This window comes from Streptomyces sp. NPDC102278, assembly GCF_044766345.1.
In the GTDB taxonomy this organism is placed as follows: Bacteria; Actinomycetota; Actinomycetes; order Streptomycetales; family Streptomycetaceae; genus Streptomyces.
Genome location: NZ_JBIWLV010000032.1, coordinates 1 through 14,450, shown reverse-complemented (window position 1 = coordinate 14,450; position 14,450 = coordinate 1). Strand labels below are relative to the sequence as shown.

Below are 14,450 nucleotides of genomic sequence, written 5' to 3'. Positions count from 1 at the left end.
GGGAGGGTGGCGGGAGGCCGTGTCAGACCCCGGGGTCGTCGGTGACCGGGGCCGCCACCCCGGCCCGTACCGCTTCCAGTTGGGCGGCGAACGCGAGGCCCAGGAAGAGGGCGAGCGAGGTCAGGTAGGACCAGAGCAGCAGCGACATGAAGGCGCTGAGGGGTCCGTACACGTTGCTGAAGGAGCCGCTGGCCCCGACGTAGAGGCTCAGCCCCCACGTCGCCGCCAGCCACAGCGCCAGGTAGACGCCGGCGCCGAAGGCGAGCCAGGTGTAGCCGGGCTGGGTGCGTCGCGGCGAGCGGCGGAAGATGACGCTGGTGGCGATGACGGCCAGCAGGATGCCGACGGGCCAACGCAGGATCTCCCACACCCGGGTGGTGGTCGGACTCAGCTGGTAGACCTCCGCCAGGGCGCGGGTGAGGTCGGCGCCGAGGACGGTGACCGCGAAGCTCAGCCCCAGGGGCAGGCCGGCGAGCACGGCCATCAACAGCCCTCGGCTGTACTTGCGCAGGAACGGGCGGTCGCGTTCCACTCCGTATATGCGGTTGGCCCCGCGTTCCACCTGGCACAGGCTGGTGGTGATGTTGACCACCGAGAACAGCAGTCCGAGCCAGAGCGCGGCCTGGCTGCCGTCGCCGACCTGCCGGCGGCTCTGCAGCAGGGCGTCGTCCACGACGTCCTGGCTGGGACCGCTCGCGAGCCGCCGGATCGTCAGCTCGGCGATGCGGCCTATGTCCTCGGTGTGCAGCACGCTGGAGAGGCCTATGACGGCGATGGCGAGCGGGACGATCGACAGGACGGTCTGGAGCGCGAGGGCCCGGGAATGGCTGAACCCGTCGGCGTAGCGGAACCTCATGAAGGCGTCCCGTACGAGTCTCCATCCGCCGTGCCGGCGCAACGCGGCCCATGCCTCCTCGGCGGACAGTTCGTCGCCTTGTATCCGCAGTTCCGCCTCCACCGCCATCACGTCGCGGCGCTGTGGTACCCGTGTCGCTGTGCCCATCTGTCCAACCCCCCGTTGCAGGTGTGTAGGTCTTCGTCCCGCGAGCGCGTTCAGCCGGCCGTGGTGACGGCGCCGCCTTCCGACACGCTTGCGGCGGCCCGCGGTTGCGGTGTCGGCAGGCACAGCCGCAGCGCGCCCGGTTCGACCTCGGCGGTCAGATGGGTGCCCGACGCGACGGCGTCGCCGTCGAGCTCGCGCGGTTGCGGCCTGGTGAAACGGATGTCGATCCGCGTGGCGTCGAAGTACTCCAGGGCCCCGCCGGCCACGGGGCCGGTCGGTGCGGCGGCCGTGCCCGAGGGCCGTCCGGGCAGGGCGCGGGACAGGACGTGTCCCGCCGCCACGAGCCATCCGGCTGCTCCGCGCGGGTCGAGGAGCACCATGTCCAGGCGGCCGCTGTCGGGCCGGGCGTCCGGCAGGAGCGGCAGCCCGCCCTGCAGGGTGCCGACATTGCCGATGACGACCATGCGGGCCCGCCGCTCCAGCACGGCGCCGCCGTCGAGCCGGATCGAGAGCCGCATCCTGGGGTCCCGGAGGTGACCGACGGCCGACACGACGTACGCGGCCCAGCCCACCCGCTCCTTGAGCCGCTCCGAGGCGTCCCGGACCATGGCGGCGTCCAGGCCGGCGCCGGCCATCACCGTGAAGCGGGCGGGTTCGAGCCCGTCCCCGCTCAGCCTGCCCATGTCGATGCGGGTGGTCCTCCCGGACAGGGCGGCGTCCAGTGCCGCCGCCGGATCCGCGGGGAGCCGCAGGTTGCGGGCGAGGAGGTTGCCGGTGCCGCAGGGGACGACGGCCAACGCGATGTCCGTACCGGCCAGCACCTCGGCGCAGGCGCGTACGGTGCCGTCCCCGCCGCAGGCCACCACCAGGGTGGTCGCGGTGTCCGTGATCCGCGCGGCGAGCCCGCCGCAGGCGTCTTCGGCCGAAGTCGGCGTCCACACCTGGTCGGCGTGGCCCCGGTGGCGCAGGACGGAGCGCACCCGCTCGGCCAACTCGTCGTCGCAGGAGAGGGGATGGCGGACCACGATGACCCGACCCGCCCCGAGGCCCTCGGGGTCGGCGTCGATGTCTGCGTCGATGTCGGCGGCGATGTCTGCGTCGTCCGGGGTGCGGGTCGCGGGAAGTCCGGCGCGCGAGAGGGCACCGGAGCGGGGAACGCCGTCCCGCCGGGCGTGGGCGGGAAGGAGCAGCGCGTACCCCACGACGAACAGCGTGCAGGCGCCGTTGAGCAGGCCGCCCAGTACGTCGGAGGGGTGGTGCATGCCCCGGTACAGCCGGGAGACGGCCACGGCGACGGGGATCAACGCCAGCGCGCCGACGACGAGAACGCGCCGGACGCCGTGCAGCCGGGTGGCCGCGAGCGTGGCCAGTCCACCGAACAGCGCGGTGGCGGCCCCGACGTGCCCCGAGGGGAAGCTCGACGTCGGCGGAGCGGGATCCAGATGGGGGACGTCGGGGCGGGACCGCTCCACGACGAGCGTCACGAGGAGGAAGACCGCCGATTGCGCCGCGACGGACAGGGCCAGGAACGCCGCTTCCCTCCGCCACGCCACACGGGGCAGCAACAGCAGCGCCGCGACGCAGAGGAGGGTCAGCGCGATCACGCTCTGGGTACTGGCCAGCAGGGAGAGCCACTCCGAGAGCTCCGTGGTCGGTGCGCCGCGACGCTCGGCGAGTGCGCGGTTGACGCCGTCCTCCGCCGACAGCGGCCATCGACCTGCCAGGGGAACGGTGATCAGCAGGCCCAGGCCCGTCATCAGGGCGAGTTGCACGGGGAAAAGCAGCAGGACACCGCCGCGTCTGGCGGCAGCGCCGCGTTCGTTCCTCATTGACGCCGTGTTACCCGGCGGGGCCGAGTCATGCGCTCCGCGGGCGCCGGTCGGATCACCGCCGCCGGCGGTCGGTGTCCGGCGCCGGCGCGGTGTCCGGTCGAGGCGCGCGTGCGCCCTCTCCCGGTCGGGTGGTGCGGCCCGCTCGGGTCAGCGCGGGAGTCGGCCGGGGCCGCCGTAGCGGGGGCGGCGGCGCTTCACGGTGGATTCGGGTGCCGGTTCCGGGTTGGAGAAGCCTCCCGGCACGACGGGCCGGGCCGGCGCGGGGCCGGGGGAGGTCGCGGGGGCGGCCGCCGCGGCGAGGGGCCGGTCGGCCCGCCCGAGCACGGCGACATGGGAGATGAGGGGTGCGCAGGCCTGGCAGATCTCGGCCAGGGTCCAGACCTGGCCGATGGCCGGGTTGTGGACCAGCAGCAGCATGGGGACGCCGAAGCAGGCGGCCCGGGTGTCCTCGTGGAGCGAGCACTCGGCCGCGCGGCAGGCACAGTCCGCGTTCGGCTGGACGGTGACCAGTCGGGCGTGCGCCCGGGCGTGGTCGGCGGCGAAGCGGCGCATGGCGGTGGTGTCCCGGGATCGGGGAGGCATGCGGCAGGTGGGGGTGCTGCAAGTGAGGGTGACGGTGTGGTCGGCGTGGCCGGTGAGGCGGATCGTCCAGGTTCTACCGGGGACGCGCGAGCCGGGAATGATCGTCAAGTCAGACGTCCGTTCGGTGATGCGGTGAAGTCGGTCGGGGTAACTGTTCCCGGTTCCGGGCCTGTCGGCACAATGGATCGCGCGCGGTCTGTCAGCACGGGCGGACAGGAAGCGCACGGCGTGTGGCGCGGTGCGCGAGACGGAGCGTCTGCCGGGTCCACGACCAGGGCTCTTTGTCGCACGCCACCCGGCCGGCTGTCAACGCCGCCCGCCGGGAGGATGTCGTGCGCGACCCGGTGCGGGCCCGGGCCGCGCGGTACGCGTCCGCTCAACCGCCCGGTGTGCTCCGTCAGTACAGCAGGATCCGGGTGACGATCACCTGCGGCGGCACGGCGTCCTCGGCGATGACGTACTCGACGATGCCCAGCGTCCCGTCCTCGCCCAGCGGCAACAGTCGGCACTCCGGCCAGTCCTCGGCCGTCGAACTGCCCGGTACGAGGCCGCGGGACTCCCCGATCCCGACCATGGCCGCGATGACCGGCCCCATGGCCCACGGGGGCAGACTCGGGTCGATCATGAACCGGGCCGCTTCCTCGGACAGCACGCAGGGCAGGCCGACGGACTCCCCCGCACCCTCGGAACCTTCGGAACCCTCGAAGGAGTCACTCAACTGGCCGCTCCACTGCCGTCCCACACGTCGTCAGCTCCGAGTGTGCCCTGTGTGGCGGCGGACGTGTCGGCCGGTGTGGCCGGCGGCGGGCCCCTGTCCGAAACCCGGTCCGTCCGTGGGAACGGTGCGGGGCGGCCGGGTTGACGCGCGACCCCGTGCGCGACCGTGCGCGACCCCGTGCGCGACCCCGTGCGCGCCGGCCGTCAAGTACGCGGCGAGGATCCGGGTTTGGCTCCGGTCCGACGGGTCATACGCGTGGTGCGGCGGGTTGCCGCTCGAGTGGTGCGGCGACCCGTCGAGATCGGTAGGCGCGCGTGCCCGTCCCCCCGGCCGCGCGCCCGCCGACCGGCACGATGCTGCCGTTCCGTCGCACGCGGCGCCGGGTTCCGGGTGTTCCCCCCGCCCTGAGCCCGGCCAAGCCCCCGCCGGCCACTGTCCGAACCAGCGGCCCCCGGGCACGGACGGGACGGCAGCTCGCCTCCGCCTCCTCCCGCCATCCGGCCGTGCGACCGGCCGCGCCGGTCCGGGCGGCCGCGGCGCACCGTGGCGGGGAGCGGGCCGTACGTCGCGTACAGTGGGGTTTACCGACGCGGGGTGGAGCAGCTCGGTAGCTCGCTGGGCTCATAACCCAGAGGTCGCAGGTTCAAATCCTGTCCCCGCTACCAAAAGGTCCGGCCCCTCGACGCTCAGGCGTCGAGGGGCCGGACTTGTTTTCGCCGCCACTGCCCGGCCGTCCGCCCGGCCCGGCAGCGTTCGGGAAAACGCTGCACGATCGACGCGATGCGCGGGTCGCGACCCACGCGTCCATGGTGGGAGCAGGGACGACAGCCGCGACATCGGTCACCGGTCCGTCCTCACCTGGACGGGGAGACACCATGTCCGATGCACGCGTCACGCCGGGAGAGACCCCTCCCGGTGAGGGTTCCATCGCCGAGGCCCACCAGGAACGACCCGACGGTGGCATCTTCGAGCACCCGCGGGCCCTGCTGGCCCTCATCGCCTTCGGGGCGGTGCTCTTCGCGGCGTTCTTCGCCGCCCGCGTCGCCGGCTTCTGACCCCACACCTGCCGGGGCTCCGGCCTCGCCGGCACCCGCACGGCCCGGTGCCGGTGCGGGCCGCCATCACGCCCGCATGGACAAAATGTGGCACAACCGATGCAAATGGACATCGCTCCGCAGGGGGTCCAAAGTGGGGAAAACGGGCACCTTCCCCGCCCACGAGAGGCGAGAGACCATGCAGCTCAAGGACGAACTACCCGTGGACCACAAGCTCGCCGGGATCTACCGCTACGGCGCGCTCGTCTGTGGTCTGATCCTGTTGGCCTTCAGCGCCCTCGGCTTCGCGGACGCGCTGAGTCCGTTCGACACCGCGGGCGGGCGGATCGCCGGCATGACGACGAACATGACGCTCAGCGCGATCTCGCTGGCCGTGGGACTGGCGCTGGTCGTGGGCGCCCTGATCGGGGGGAACTTCGCCTCGATGTTGAACATGGTCGTCGGCGGCCTGTTCGTGCTGAGCGGCTTCGCCCACCTCTTCGTGCTCGACAAGCCGGCCAACGTACTCGGCTTCGGCATGAGCAACGTCGTGTTCAGCTTCCTCATGGGACTTCTGATCATGACCTTCGGGATGTACGGGCGGGTCTCCAGCAAGCTGCCGCACGACAATCCGTACTGGCGACAGCGCCACACGGCCGACGGCGGTCCCGAGCGCGCCACCCCGGCCGCGGCCCTGCGCGAACTGGGGAAGTAGGTCCCCCGGTGTGCCGCGTCGGTGCGTGAGGCGGTCCGGTCGGTCCGGTCGGTGTTCCGATCGGACCGCCGTTCGAGTGGAAGCGGCACCGGGTGGCGCAGTAGGGCGCTGCGCGGGTCGGCGCAGTGGGCATGCATCGCCGTGGCCGTTCCCGGACCGAAGGAGCACGCATGCACGGGCAGATGCTCGGGATCTACCTCAACGACCATTTGGCGGGCTCCACGGCCGGCGTCGGGCTCGCCCGCCGCATCGCCCGCGCGCATCGACGTACACCACGCGGGGCGGAACTGGCCCGTCTGGCGAACGAGATCGCCCAGGACCGGCACGACCTCCTGGCCATCATGCACGCACTGGGTCACGCCCCGCGCCGTCACAAGGTCCTCGCGGGCTGGGCCGGTGAGCGGGCCGCGCGAATGAAGCTCAACAGGCGCCTGGTGCGGCGCTCGGGCCTGAGCCGGCTCGTGGAGCTGGAGACCCTGAGGTTGGGCACCGAGGGCAAGGCGTGCCTGTGGGCGACGCTGCTCGTGGTCGCGCCGGGACAGGCCGCGCTGGACGAGGACCGGCTGCAAGGGCTCCTGGACCGGGCCCAGGAACAGATCGACACATTGGAGGGCTTGCGCCTTACCGCGTCGGCCAAGGTGTTCACCGCCGGCCGCGCGAGGACCTGAGGCCTCACGCACCGGCGGTGGACCGGTGGGCGGGCGGTGCGCGCGACGCGCGGCACCGCCCGGGACACTCAGCGGGCCCGGTGCCGGGCCCGGCTGCCGCCCTGGTAGGTCAGGACGGCGGCAAGGATCATCGGTGCGACGAGAAGAGCCACCACACTCATTGCGCTTCCCTTTCTCCTGGGGTCCTCCCCTCGTCTCACCTGATACGTCCGGGCCAAACCCGTACGGCCTCCGGGTCCCCGATCGGGCGATGTGGCGCCTCAGGGCGTCTCGATTCCGGTCGGGCGGCGTTACACGACCCGGAACATGATCACCACCCCGGCAGCCACCCCGGCAGCCGTCGCGACGCGACGCGGCGGGTGGCCGGGGCGCCGCCGGATTGCACGAGGGAGCACGATGACCGACCTCACCGCGGTGGACGCGGGACGCAGGAGACTGGCCGCGCGGTGCCGCGAGGTGTGCGAGGCGCCGCCGTTCTCGATCGGCGTGTTCGCGGTGATCCTCCTCAACGCCGCGTTGCTGGGCGTCGAGACGTACAGCGGCCTCTCCGTCGTCCACGGGCCCCTGCTCCACTTGGCCGAACGATTCTGCGTGATCGCGTTCACCCTGGAGATGCTGGTCCGCCTGGGTGCGCACGCCGACCGACCGAAAGCTTTCTTCCGCGACCCCTGGAACGTGTTCGACCTGCTGGTGGTCTCCTCGGCCTTCGTCCCGTTCCTGCGGGAGAACACCACCCTGCTGAGGCTCCTGCGGCTGGCGCGCGTGCTGCGCACCGCACGGTTCATGCCGCAGTTGCGCATCCTGTTGGTCGCCGTGGGCCGCAGCCTCCCGGGCACCGTCAGCTTCCTCTTCGTCGGCGCGCTGATCCTGTACGTGTACGCGATGATCGGCTGGATCTGTTTCGCCGGACACGACCCACAGCACTACGGCTCACTCGGCCGCGCCGGACTGACCCTCTTCCTCCTGATGACGCTGGAGGGTCTCGGGGACGCCGTGTACGCCGGGCTGGCCGTCTCCCCCTTCAGCATCCTGTACTACGCCTCCTACGTACTGCTCGCCTCGTTCGTGCTCGTCAACGTGCTGATCGGGGTCGTCCTCAACTCCCTTGAAGAGGCCCGGGAGATGGAGGCGGCCGAGGCCCTGCGGGAGAGCTCCGCGCAGGCGGCCGAGGCACCGAACCCTCACGCCGACGTCGACCCCGACGCCGCCGGTGCGGAGCCGGAGCCGGCCGACGCGCTGCGGCTGCGAATCGCCGCGGTGCGCCGCGCGCTCGACGACATGGAGGCCCAACTCGACCTCCCGCACGCGCCGTCCGGGGCCTCGATCGGCGGTTCCCCTCCCCCGGCCCACGCCTCGGCCGGCGCCGTGTGAGGGAAACGGGTCGCAGCAGCCTCGGTCGGGCTCTCGCCCGGCCGGACACGGGTGCGGCCGGCGCGCGTGGTGGCCGGCGCGCGTGGTGGCCCGGCATCTCGGCCGCGGGGTGCGCGAGGATCTCCCCATGGACGACTCCGCACACTTCACCCGCACCTGGCGGGTCACGGCCTCCGGCGGGTACGACACCGCGTGGGGGAGGTTCGAGGAGGACCGCCTCCAGGCCCGGGGCCGGGCGCTGGGGCTGGAGGACGGCCCCTACTGGGTCACGTACCGCCTCGTGACCGGCCCCCGTTTCGTCACACGGGCACTCCACGTCACCGTCGACGGTCCCGGCGCCGCGACGCGTGAACTCGACCTGCGCCGTGACGACGAGGGACGATGGACGGTCGACGGACAGCCGCGCGAGGAGTTGAACGGCGCCCTCGACTGTGACCTCGGCCTGTGCCCGCTGACGAACACGATGCCCGTGCTGCGACACGGGCTCCACCTCGCGCCGGCGGGCACCCCGGGGCGGCCGTTCCTCATGGCCTGGGTGTCCGTGCCCGATCTCCGCGTGACGCCGTCCGAGCAGGTGTACACCCCGCTGGGCGGCCACCGGGTGCGCTACGCCTCCGGGGCGTTCACCGCCGACGTGGAGTTCGACCCCGACGGTGTCGTCCGCCACTACCCGGGCCTGGCCACCGGCCTGAGCACCCGGACGGCGGATTCGGCGTCATGAGGGTGGCCCTGACCGCGGCGGGCGTCCCGGTGGGCGACGACACGGAGGGTCTGCGGCTGGAGTACCACCCGGCGCCTGACGCGGGGCCGTGGGGCCCTCGCCGTTCGCCGTTCAGTACGCGTTGCGGCTCCGCAGCCGGAACGGGCGGCCGTCCGGGTCGACGAGGAACCGGTACAACGGCATGACGACCCCGCGCGTGGTGCGCGAGAGTTCGGGCGGGCGGTACGTGCGCAGGCGGCCCGGGGGCCGGGGGCCCCGGCCCCCGCCGTCGTGCCAGGCGTCGAGTGCGGCGGCGCTCGACGCGAACGCCTCGAAGGCGGCGACCGGGTCGCAGACGAGGTCCGCCGGGTACCGTGAATCGCGGGCCGCGGCGTCCAGGTGCTCCAGCGAGAGTTCCAGCCGCAGGTCCCTGGCGTGGCGGCGGGCACCGTCCCCGAGACCTCCGGGGTCGAGCGGCGGGCGGTCGTCGGCGGTCTCGTCCAGCACGGCGCAGTTGAGTTCCGAGTCGTGCGTCCAGGAGCGGAGGTTCACGTTGTCCGATCCGACCGAGGCCCAGACGTCGTCGATCACGCACACCTTGGCGTGCACGTACACGGGAGTCCCGGCGTGGTTCTCCAGTCCGTAGACCGCGACGCGGTCGGCGCTCGCGCTCCGCAGCGCCTCCAGCGCGGTGAGCCGTCCGACGAGGTTCATCGGCAGCGTGATCCGTCCGTCCTGCTCGGGGACCGTGGGGATCACGGCGATCAGGCGCAGGTCCGGGTTGTCGCGCAGCGCCCGGGCGAAGGACTCGACCACTTTCGGGGACCACAGGTACTGGTCCTCCAGGTAGATCAGCGCCCGCGCCCGGCGCAGTGCCTTGAGGTAGCTGCGCGCGATGCTGCGTTCGCCGTCGGGGGCGAAGGGGTAGCCGCGCCACAGCCGGTTGGGGTAGGTGCGCAGGATCTGTACGGCCTGGCTGCCGCACGGCCGGGGGTCGGGCAGCTGCGGGGGGAGGTGGTCCGCGACCGTGTCCTCCCGGTCCAGGAGCGCGCGCAGCCGGACCATCGGGCTGCGGCTCAGGGGCCCGGGGTCGCACCAACGCTCGCGGAACCCGGCCTCGATGTCGCCGACGGCGGGGCCCCGGACGGCCAGTTGCACGTCGTGCCACGGTGGGCGGGCGCCGTACGCGGTGGCGAAGGGCGGCGCCTGGGGGTCGCCGCGGTGCGAGGCGTCGTCGTTGCGGCCGTGGCAGAGGTCGATGCCGCCGACGTACGCCACGTCGAGGTGGGGGCGCCCGGGATGGCGCAGGACGACCAGTTTCTGGTGGTGGGAACCTCCGGGGCGCACGCGCATGTCGAGCAGGCACTCGCCGCCGGCTTCCTCGATCTCCTCGCCGAGGTGGCGGTTCTCGGTTTCGCTGAACTGGAGTCCGTCCAGGTGGGAGCGCCAGATCAGCCCTTTGACGATGACCCCGCGCCCGGCCGCCTCGCCCAGTACGGCGCCGATCTCCGTGCCGGGGCCGTCGAGCCGCTCGTCGGGGTCGCCGCGCCAGTCCGTGAACAACAGGAGGTCGCCGGCGCGCTGCGCCCGGATGCCCTCCAGCAGTTCGGCGAAGTACGTCGCGCCGTGCACCAGGGGGCGCACCTGGTTCCCGCGGGTCCAGGCGGCTCCGTCGGGGTGGCGCGCGTCGAGCCGGGTCGCGGCGTTGCCGCGTTCATCGGCGGTGATCATCCAGTCACTGAGCTTCACGGGTGTAGACCTCCGCCCCGGCGTCTACCCGCTCGCGGCGCCGTCATCCGGCGGCACGCGGGACCGGCGGGGACGGCGTGTCGTGTTCACCGGGCGGACGTGCCGCGGCCGGGTCGCGTAGGCCGCGGCGTCGTCTCGCCGTTCCACGCTCGCCCTGTTCATGTACCTGACAGTCTGGAGTTCTCGTGACCCCTCCGCGCCGTCTGCACGCGACATCCGTCGTCGCGGCCGCGCTCGTCGTCCTGACCGCGGCCGCGCCGCAGCAGGCACAGGCCGCGCGCCCGCTGCCCTCCGTCACCCCGCGGTCGGAGACGGCGACGCTGTACGACGACGAGGCCGGCGGCCATGCCAACGCCGACGATCCCGCGATCTGGCGCAACGCCGCCGATCCCGATCGCAGCCTGGTCGTCGCCACCGCGAAGGAGGGCGGCCTGCGCGTCTACGACCTCGACGCCCGCCAGGTCCAGGCGGTCGCCGCGCCGTCCACGGGCGCCGCCGGCGACGCCCCCGGGCGCTTCAACAACGTCGACCTCGTACACGGCCTGCGCCTGTCCGGCGGACGGGCCGACGTGGCCGTCACCACGGACCGGGGGAACGACCGGCTGCGGGTGTACCGGATCCAGGCGGGCAGGCCCGGCGGCCCGCTCGTCGACGTGACCGATCCGAGCGCGCCGCCGGTCTTCTCCACGGACCAGGCCGACATCAACGAGCAGCGGACCGCCTACGGTCTGGCCACCTGGACCGACGCACGCACCGGCCGCTCGTACGCGCTGGTCAGCCGCCGCAACCAGACCCGGCTCGCCCTCCTGGAACTCACCCCGACGGCCGCCGGCACCGTCACCTACCGCACGGTCCGCACGCTCGACCTGCCCGCCGCGTTCCGGCTTCCGAACGGCAGGACGTGGAGTCCGTGCGCCGAGCCCGGGGAGCTCCCCCAGGTCGAGGGCATGGTCGTCGACCCCGCGAACGGTTTCCTGTACGCGGGCCAGGAGGACGTGGGCATCTGGCGCCTGCGCGCCGACCTCACCGGCACGCCGAAACTCATCGACAAGGTCCGCGAGTACGGCGTTCCGGGGGTGTACGACGAGAAGTCCGAGGAGTGCGTCGCCGGCGCGGACCCGGGGTTCGGCGGCCGTCGCCTCGCCGCGGACGTCGAGGGCCTGACCCTGGTCACCGGGCGCGGCGGCGACGGTCACCTGCTCGCGTCCAGCCAGGGCGACGACACCTTCGCGGTCTACGACCGGGAGGTGGACGAGCACAACGCGTACGAGGGCGGCTTCCGCGTGTCGGCGGCGAACGCCACCCTCGACGGCTCGGAGCAGTGTGACGGGGCGGCCGTGCTCAACGCCCCGCTGGGCAGGCGCTTCCCGCGCGGTCTCCTCGTCGTCCAAGACGGCCGGGACACGCCGTCGGACACGGACCGGGAGGCCACCGGCTTCAAGTTCGTGGACCTGGGCGGCGTGCTCGACCGGCTGTGAACACCGTGAGCGGCTCTGAGCACCTCGACCAGCTCTGAGCACGGCGAGCCCCGCCCCGCGAGCCCCGCGGTCGCCGAAGGGTCGGCGCCGCGGGGCTTGCGGCCCCCCGGACCCGGTCGACACCGCCGGCCGGGAGCGGGACGATGAAACGACCAGAACTTCGTGTGCGGGTCGGCCACCCCAGGTCCCCGACCTCGGCGGTCGGCTCCACGTCTCCCCACGGGAAGTGGTTCCATGAACCGGCGCATCGCTCGGTGGGCGCTCGTCCCCCTGGTCTTCTCCGCCGCCGTCTGCGGGCCGGCGGCGCTCGCACGGTCGGCCCCCCTGACGGCGCCGGCGACCACCGCGGCGCCACCCGCCGCGTCCTGCGTGGTCCTGCCCCATCCCGACGGCGTCGCGGGGCAGAAGGCCGTGCAACTCGTCGGGTTCACCGGGAAGGTCGACGTCAAGGAGACCTCGGGCAAGTTCACGCAGACGCTCCAGGACGTGAAGGCGACCATCACCTTCGTGGTGCCGGACGGCACCTACGTGGCCACCCCCGCGACCGGCCCCCAGGTGTCCTGCACCCCCACCGGAGGCACGACCCAGGAGAACCCCGAGGGGCAGACCGCCCCGGAGCAGTTCCGCCAGGGCTTCCGGCAGGGCTTCCAAGACCTGCGCCAGGACTGCGGGAAGAAGCCGCAACAGGGCGTCGCCCCGGTGGACCCCAACTGGGAGAAGGGCTACACGGCCGGCGCCGCGGCGGCGACCAAGCAGTTCTGCCGCTAGCCACCATCCGGTTCGGCCATCTGACGTCACTGTGTGTAAAGGATCTCACTCGGGGAAAGCGAAGGGTCCGACGGTCGAACCGACAAGGTGGGTGTGCGCGCATGAATGACATGAAGGCGACCGACACGTCAGGCCCCGCTGCTCTGGTGATGGAGGACGACAGTGCGGCGGGGATCGCCCGGGCCCGCGACGTCGCCCGCGCCTACGCCGCCTCCCTCGATCCCGCCGCGCCGGCGGACACCGCGGACGCGCTCCAGCTCGTGGTCTCCGAACTCACCACCAACGCCCTGCGGCACGGCGGCGGCCATTACACCCTCCAGCTGAGTTCGGGGCCGGACAGCGTGAGCGTCGCGGTGAGTGACAACAGTTCGGAACTCCCCCACGAGCGCACCCCCGATCTCGCCGGACGGACCGGCGGTTTCGGCTGGCACATGGTCCGCCACTACTGCCGCACCCTGGCCGTCACCCTCGTGCCGGGGAAGGGCAAGACCATCCTCGCCGTCCTGCCCCTGTGACCACGCGGACCGCGGCCGCTCCTCCATTCCACCGTTCCCCCGGCTCCCCCGCCCCGTTTCCGCGTATGCCGGATCGAGAGTAAAGCGAGATTGCGAAATGGCCGATGACGCCTACCTGTTCCTGCTCCCCGAACGCCACCCTCGGCTCGGGGCGGCCCTGGCCGCCGTGATGCCCCTGGAGTGCGCCGAGACTCCCGCCGTCCACGGATGGCTGCAGGCTCACCGCACGTCGGAGTCGTCGGAGCACGTCAGGATCCTGCCGGCCGGGTCGGACGTACTCATCCCCGAGGACGCGGAGCGGCTCCCCGTACCGCTGAGCGACGAAGAGACGGCTCGTGTGCACCAGGAATGCGCGTCCCCGTCGATCACGCACATGGAAGCGGAACTCCTGGAGTTCAAGCACACGACCGAGGACTGGGAAGCCCTCGTCCACCGGGCTCTGACCGCCGGAGTCCCCGCGCCCCGGATCGTCCAGCTCACGGGTCTGGACCCGCGGAACGTCGCCCAGTTGACCCAGGCGTGAGCGGCGGCGGCCCGCACGCCCCTGCGGCAGCGGGTCGCCCACCCGTCCGGGCCAACGCGGCCGCCGCCCGGCTTGCCGCGGACCCCGGGCATCCGCAGGCTGTTCTCGCTGATCTTCGACGACAGCGCTCATCCGTGGGAAAGGAACCCGTCCCGTGTCAGCAGCACTCTCCGACGACCTCAAGAAGCTGATCGACGACACCCCCGTCTTCGCGACGGTCGCCACGATCCAGCCCGACGGCAGCCCGCAGCTCTCCGTCACCTGGTTGGCCCGTGACGGCGACGACCTCCTGATCTCCACCACCGTCGGCCGCCGCAAGGAGGCGAACCTGCGCCGCGACCCGCGCGCCACCGTCATCATCAACCCGCCCAACGCCCCGTACACGTACGCCGAGGTGCGGGGCACCGTCTCCCTCACCACGGAAGGCGGGCAGGAGCTCATCGACGCCCTTTCCCGCAAGTACACGGGCAAGGAGTACGCCGATTTCAACCCGGCCTCCAAGGACGACGCCCCGCGCGTGGTCCTGCGCGTGAGCCCGCGCAAGGTCGTCGGCTCGCTCTGACCCGACGGCGGGACGACCTGCGGCACCGGGGCCGCACGACGCCTCCGAACCTCCGGCCCCGCGCTCCCCGGCGCGGGGGGGGGGGCCGCCCCCCCCCCCCGGGGGCGGGGGGGGGGGGGGGGGGGCGCGGGGGGGGGGGGGGCGGGGGGGGGGGGGGGGGCGGGGGCGGGGGGGTGGGGGGGGGGCGGGGGGGCGGGGGGGGCGGACTCGGGTTCGGGGGCCCGGGCGGCGG

General features: G+C 73.0%; 15 protein-coding genes and 1 tRNA gene. 11 read left to right on the top strand and 5 right to left on the bottom strand.

Features of this window, described 5'->3' with window-relative positions; translation table 11 throughout:
- Positions 1–22 precede the first annotated feature (22 nt).
- The 4 genes from ACIRO3_RS36190 to ACIRO3_RS36175 form a co-directional block, all read right to left on the bottom strand.
- Positions 23–1,003, bottom strand: coding sequence for a YihY/virulence factor BrkB family protein (locus tag ACIRO3_RS36190; RefSeq protein ID WP_361785249.1), 981 nt, complete (start codon positions 1,001–1,003; stop codon positions 23–25).
- A gap of 50 nt (positions 1,004–1,053) precedes the next feature.
- Entirely contained in the window at positions 1,054–2,832 is a 1,779-nt protein-coding gene (locus tag ACIRO3_RS36185; protein ID WP_404143929.1) for a diacylglycerol kinase family protein, read from the bottom strand.
- Between the two features lie 150 nt (positions 2,833–2,982).
- On the bottom strand, positions 2,983–3,525 hold the full coding sequence (locus ACIRO3_RS36180) for a hypothetical protein (RefSeq protein ID WP_361785243.1): 543 nt from the start codon (positions 3,523–3,525) through the stop codon (positions 2,983–2,985).
- 289 nt (positions 3,526–3,814) lie between these two features.
- Positions 3,815–4,135: a hypothetical protein gene (locus tag ACIRO3_RS36175; protein ID WP_361785240.1), complete on the bottom strand. Its 321-nt coding sequence runs from the start codon at positions 4,133–4,135 to the stop codon at positions 3,815–3,817.
- A 588-nt stretch (positions 4,136–4,723) separates the two neighbouring features.
- Here ACIRO3_RS36175 and ACIRO3_RS36170 point away from each other — a divergent pair.
- The 6 genes from ACIRO3_RS36170 to ACIRO3_RS36145 all read left to right on the top strand — a co-directional run bounded on the left by ACIRO3_RS36170 (position 4,724) and on the right by ACIRO3_RS36145 (position 8,644).
- Positions 4,724–4,800: transfer RNA gene (locus tag ACIRO3_RS36170), tRNA-Met, on the top strand.
- 210 nt (positions 4,801–5,010) lie between these two features.
- Complete coding sequence (locus ACIRO3_RS36165; RefSeq protein ID WP_365998627.1) at positions 5,011–5,190, top strand: DUF6480 family protein; 180 nt, start codon at positions 5,011–5,013, stop codon at positions 5,188–5,190.
- Between the two features lie 178 nt (positions 5,191–5,368).
- The gene (locus ACIRO3_RS36160) at positions 5,369–5,884 is read left to right on the top strand and encodes a DUF4383 domain-containing protein (RefSeq protein ID WP_404143926.1); all 516 of its coding nucleotides are present in this window, start codon (positions 5,369–5,371) and stop codon (positions 5,882–5,884) included.
- Between the two features lie 170 nt (positions 5,885–6,054).
- On the top strand, positions 6,055–6,552 hold the full coding sequence (locus ACIRO3_RS36155) for a hypothetical protein (protein WP_404143924.1): 498 nt from the start codon (positions 6,055–6,057) through the stop codon (positions 6,550–6,552).
- Between the two features lie 396 nt (positions 6,553–6,948).
- Positions 6,949–7,923 carry an ion transporter gene (locus ACIRO3_RS36150; RefSeq protein WP_404143922.1) on the top strand — a complete coding sequence of 325 codons (975 nt, stop codon included), beginning with the start codon at positions 6,949–6,951 and terminating at the stop codon, positions 7,921–7,923.
- Positions 7,924–8,050: 127 nt separating this feature from the next.
- Positions 8,051–8,644 carry a putative glycolipid-binding domain-containing protein gene (locus tag ACIRO3_RS36145; protein ID WP_404143921.1) on the top strand — a complete coding sequence of 198 codons (594 nt, stop codon included), beginning with the start codon at positions 8,051–8,053 and terminating at the stop codon, positions 8,642–8,644.
- A gap of 111 nt (positions 8,645–8,755) precedes the next feature.
- Here ACIRO3_RS36145 and ACIRO3_RS36140 read toward each other — a convergent pair whose 3' ends face one another.
- On the bottom strand, positions 8,756–10,372 hold the full coding sequence (locus ACIRO3_RS36140; RefSeq protein WP_404143920.1) for a phospholipase D family protein: 1,617 nt from the start codon (positions 10,370–10,372) through the stop codon (positions 8,756–8,758).
- A 185-nt stretch (positions 10,373–10,557) separates the two neighbouring features.
- On the opposite strand from ACIRO3_RS36140, the gene ACIRO3_RS36135 reads away from it, so the two are divergent.
- The 5 genes from ACIRO3_RS36135 to ACIRO3_RS36115 all read left to right on the top strand — a co-directional run bounded on the left by ACIRO3_RS36135 (position 10,558) and on the right by ACIRO3_RS36115 (position 14,218).
- Positions 10,558–11,850 carry a phytase gene (locus ACIRO3_RS36135; protein ID WP_404143918.1) on the top strand — a complete coding sequence of 431 codons (1,293 nt, stop codon included), beginning with the start codon at positions 10,558–10,560 and terminating at the stop codon, positions 11,848–11,850.
- 234 nt (positions 11,851–12,084) lie between these two features.
- The gene (locus tag ACIRO3_RS36130; RefSeq protein ID WP_404143916.1) at positions 12,085–12,618 is read left to right on the top strand and encodes a hypothetical protein; all 534 of its coding nucleotides are present in this window, start codon (positions 12,085–12,087) and stop codon (positions 12,616–12,618) included.
- A 101-nt stretch (positions 12,619–12,719) separates the two neighbouring features.
- The gene (locus ACIRO3_RS36125) at positions 12,720–13,133 is read left to right on the top strand and encodes an ATP-binding protein (RefSeq protein WP_361785213.1); all 414 of its coding nucleotides are present in this window, start codon (positions 12,720–12,722) and stop codon (positions 13,131–13,133) included.
- 97 nt (positions 13,134–13,230) lie between these two features.
- Positions 13,231–13,656, top strand: a complete 426-nt coding sequence (locus ACIRO3_RS36120; protein WP_365998634.1) for a DUF6003 family protein — start codon at positions 13,231–13,233, stop codon at positions 13,654–13,656.
- Between the two features lie 154 nt (positions 13,657–13,810).
- Positions 13,811–14,218, top strand: coding sequence for a PPOX class F420-dependent oxidoreductase (locus tag ACIRO3_RS36115; protein ID WP_365998635.1), 408 nt, complete (start codon positions 13,811–13,813; stop codon positions 14,216–14,218).
- Positions 14,219–14,450 lie beyond the last annotated feature (232 nt).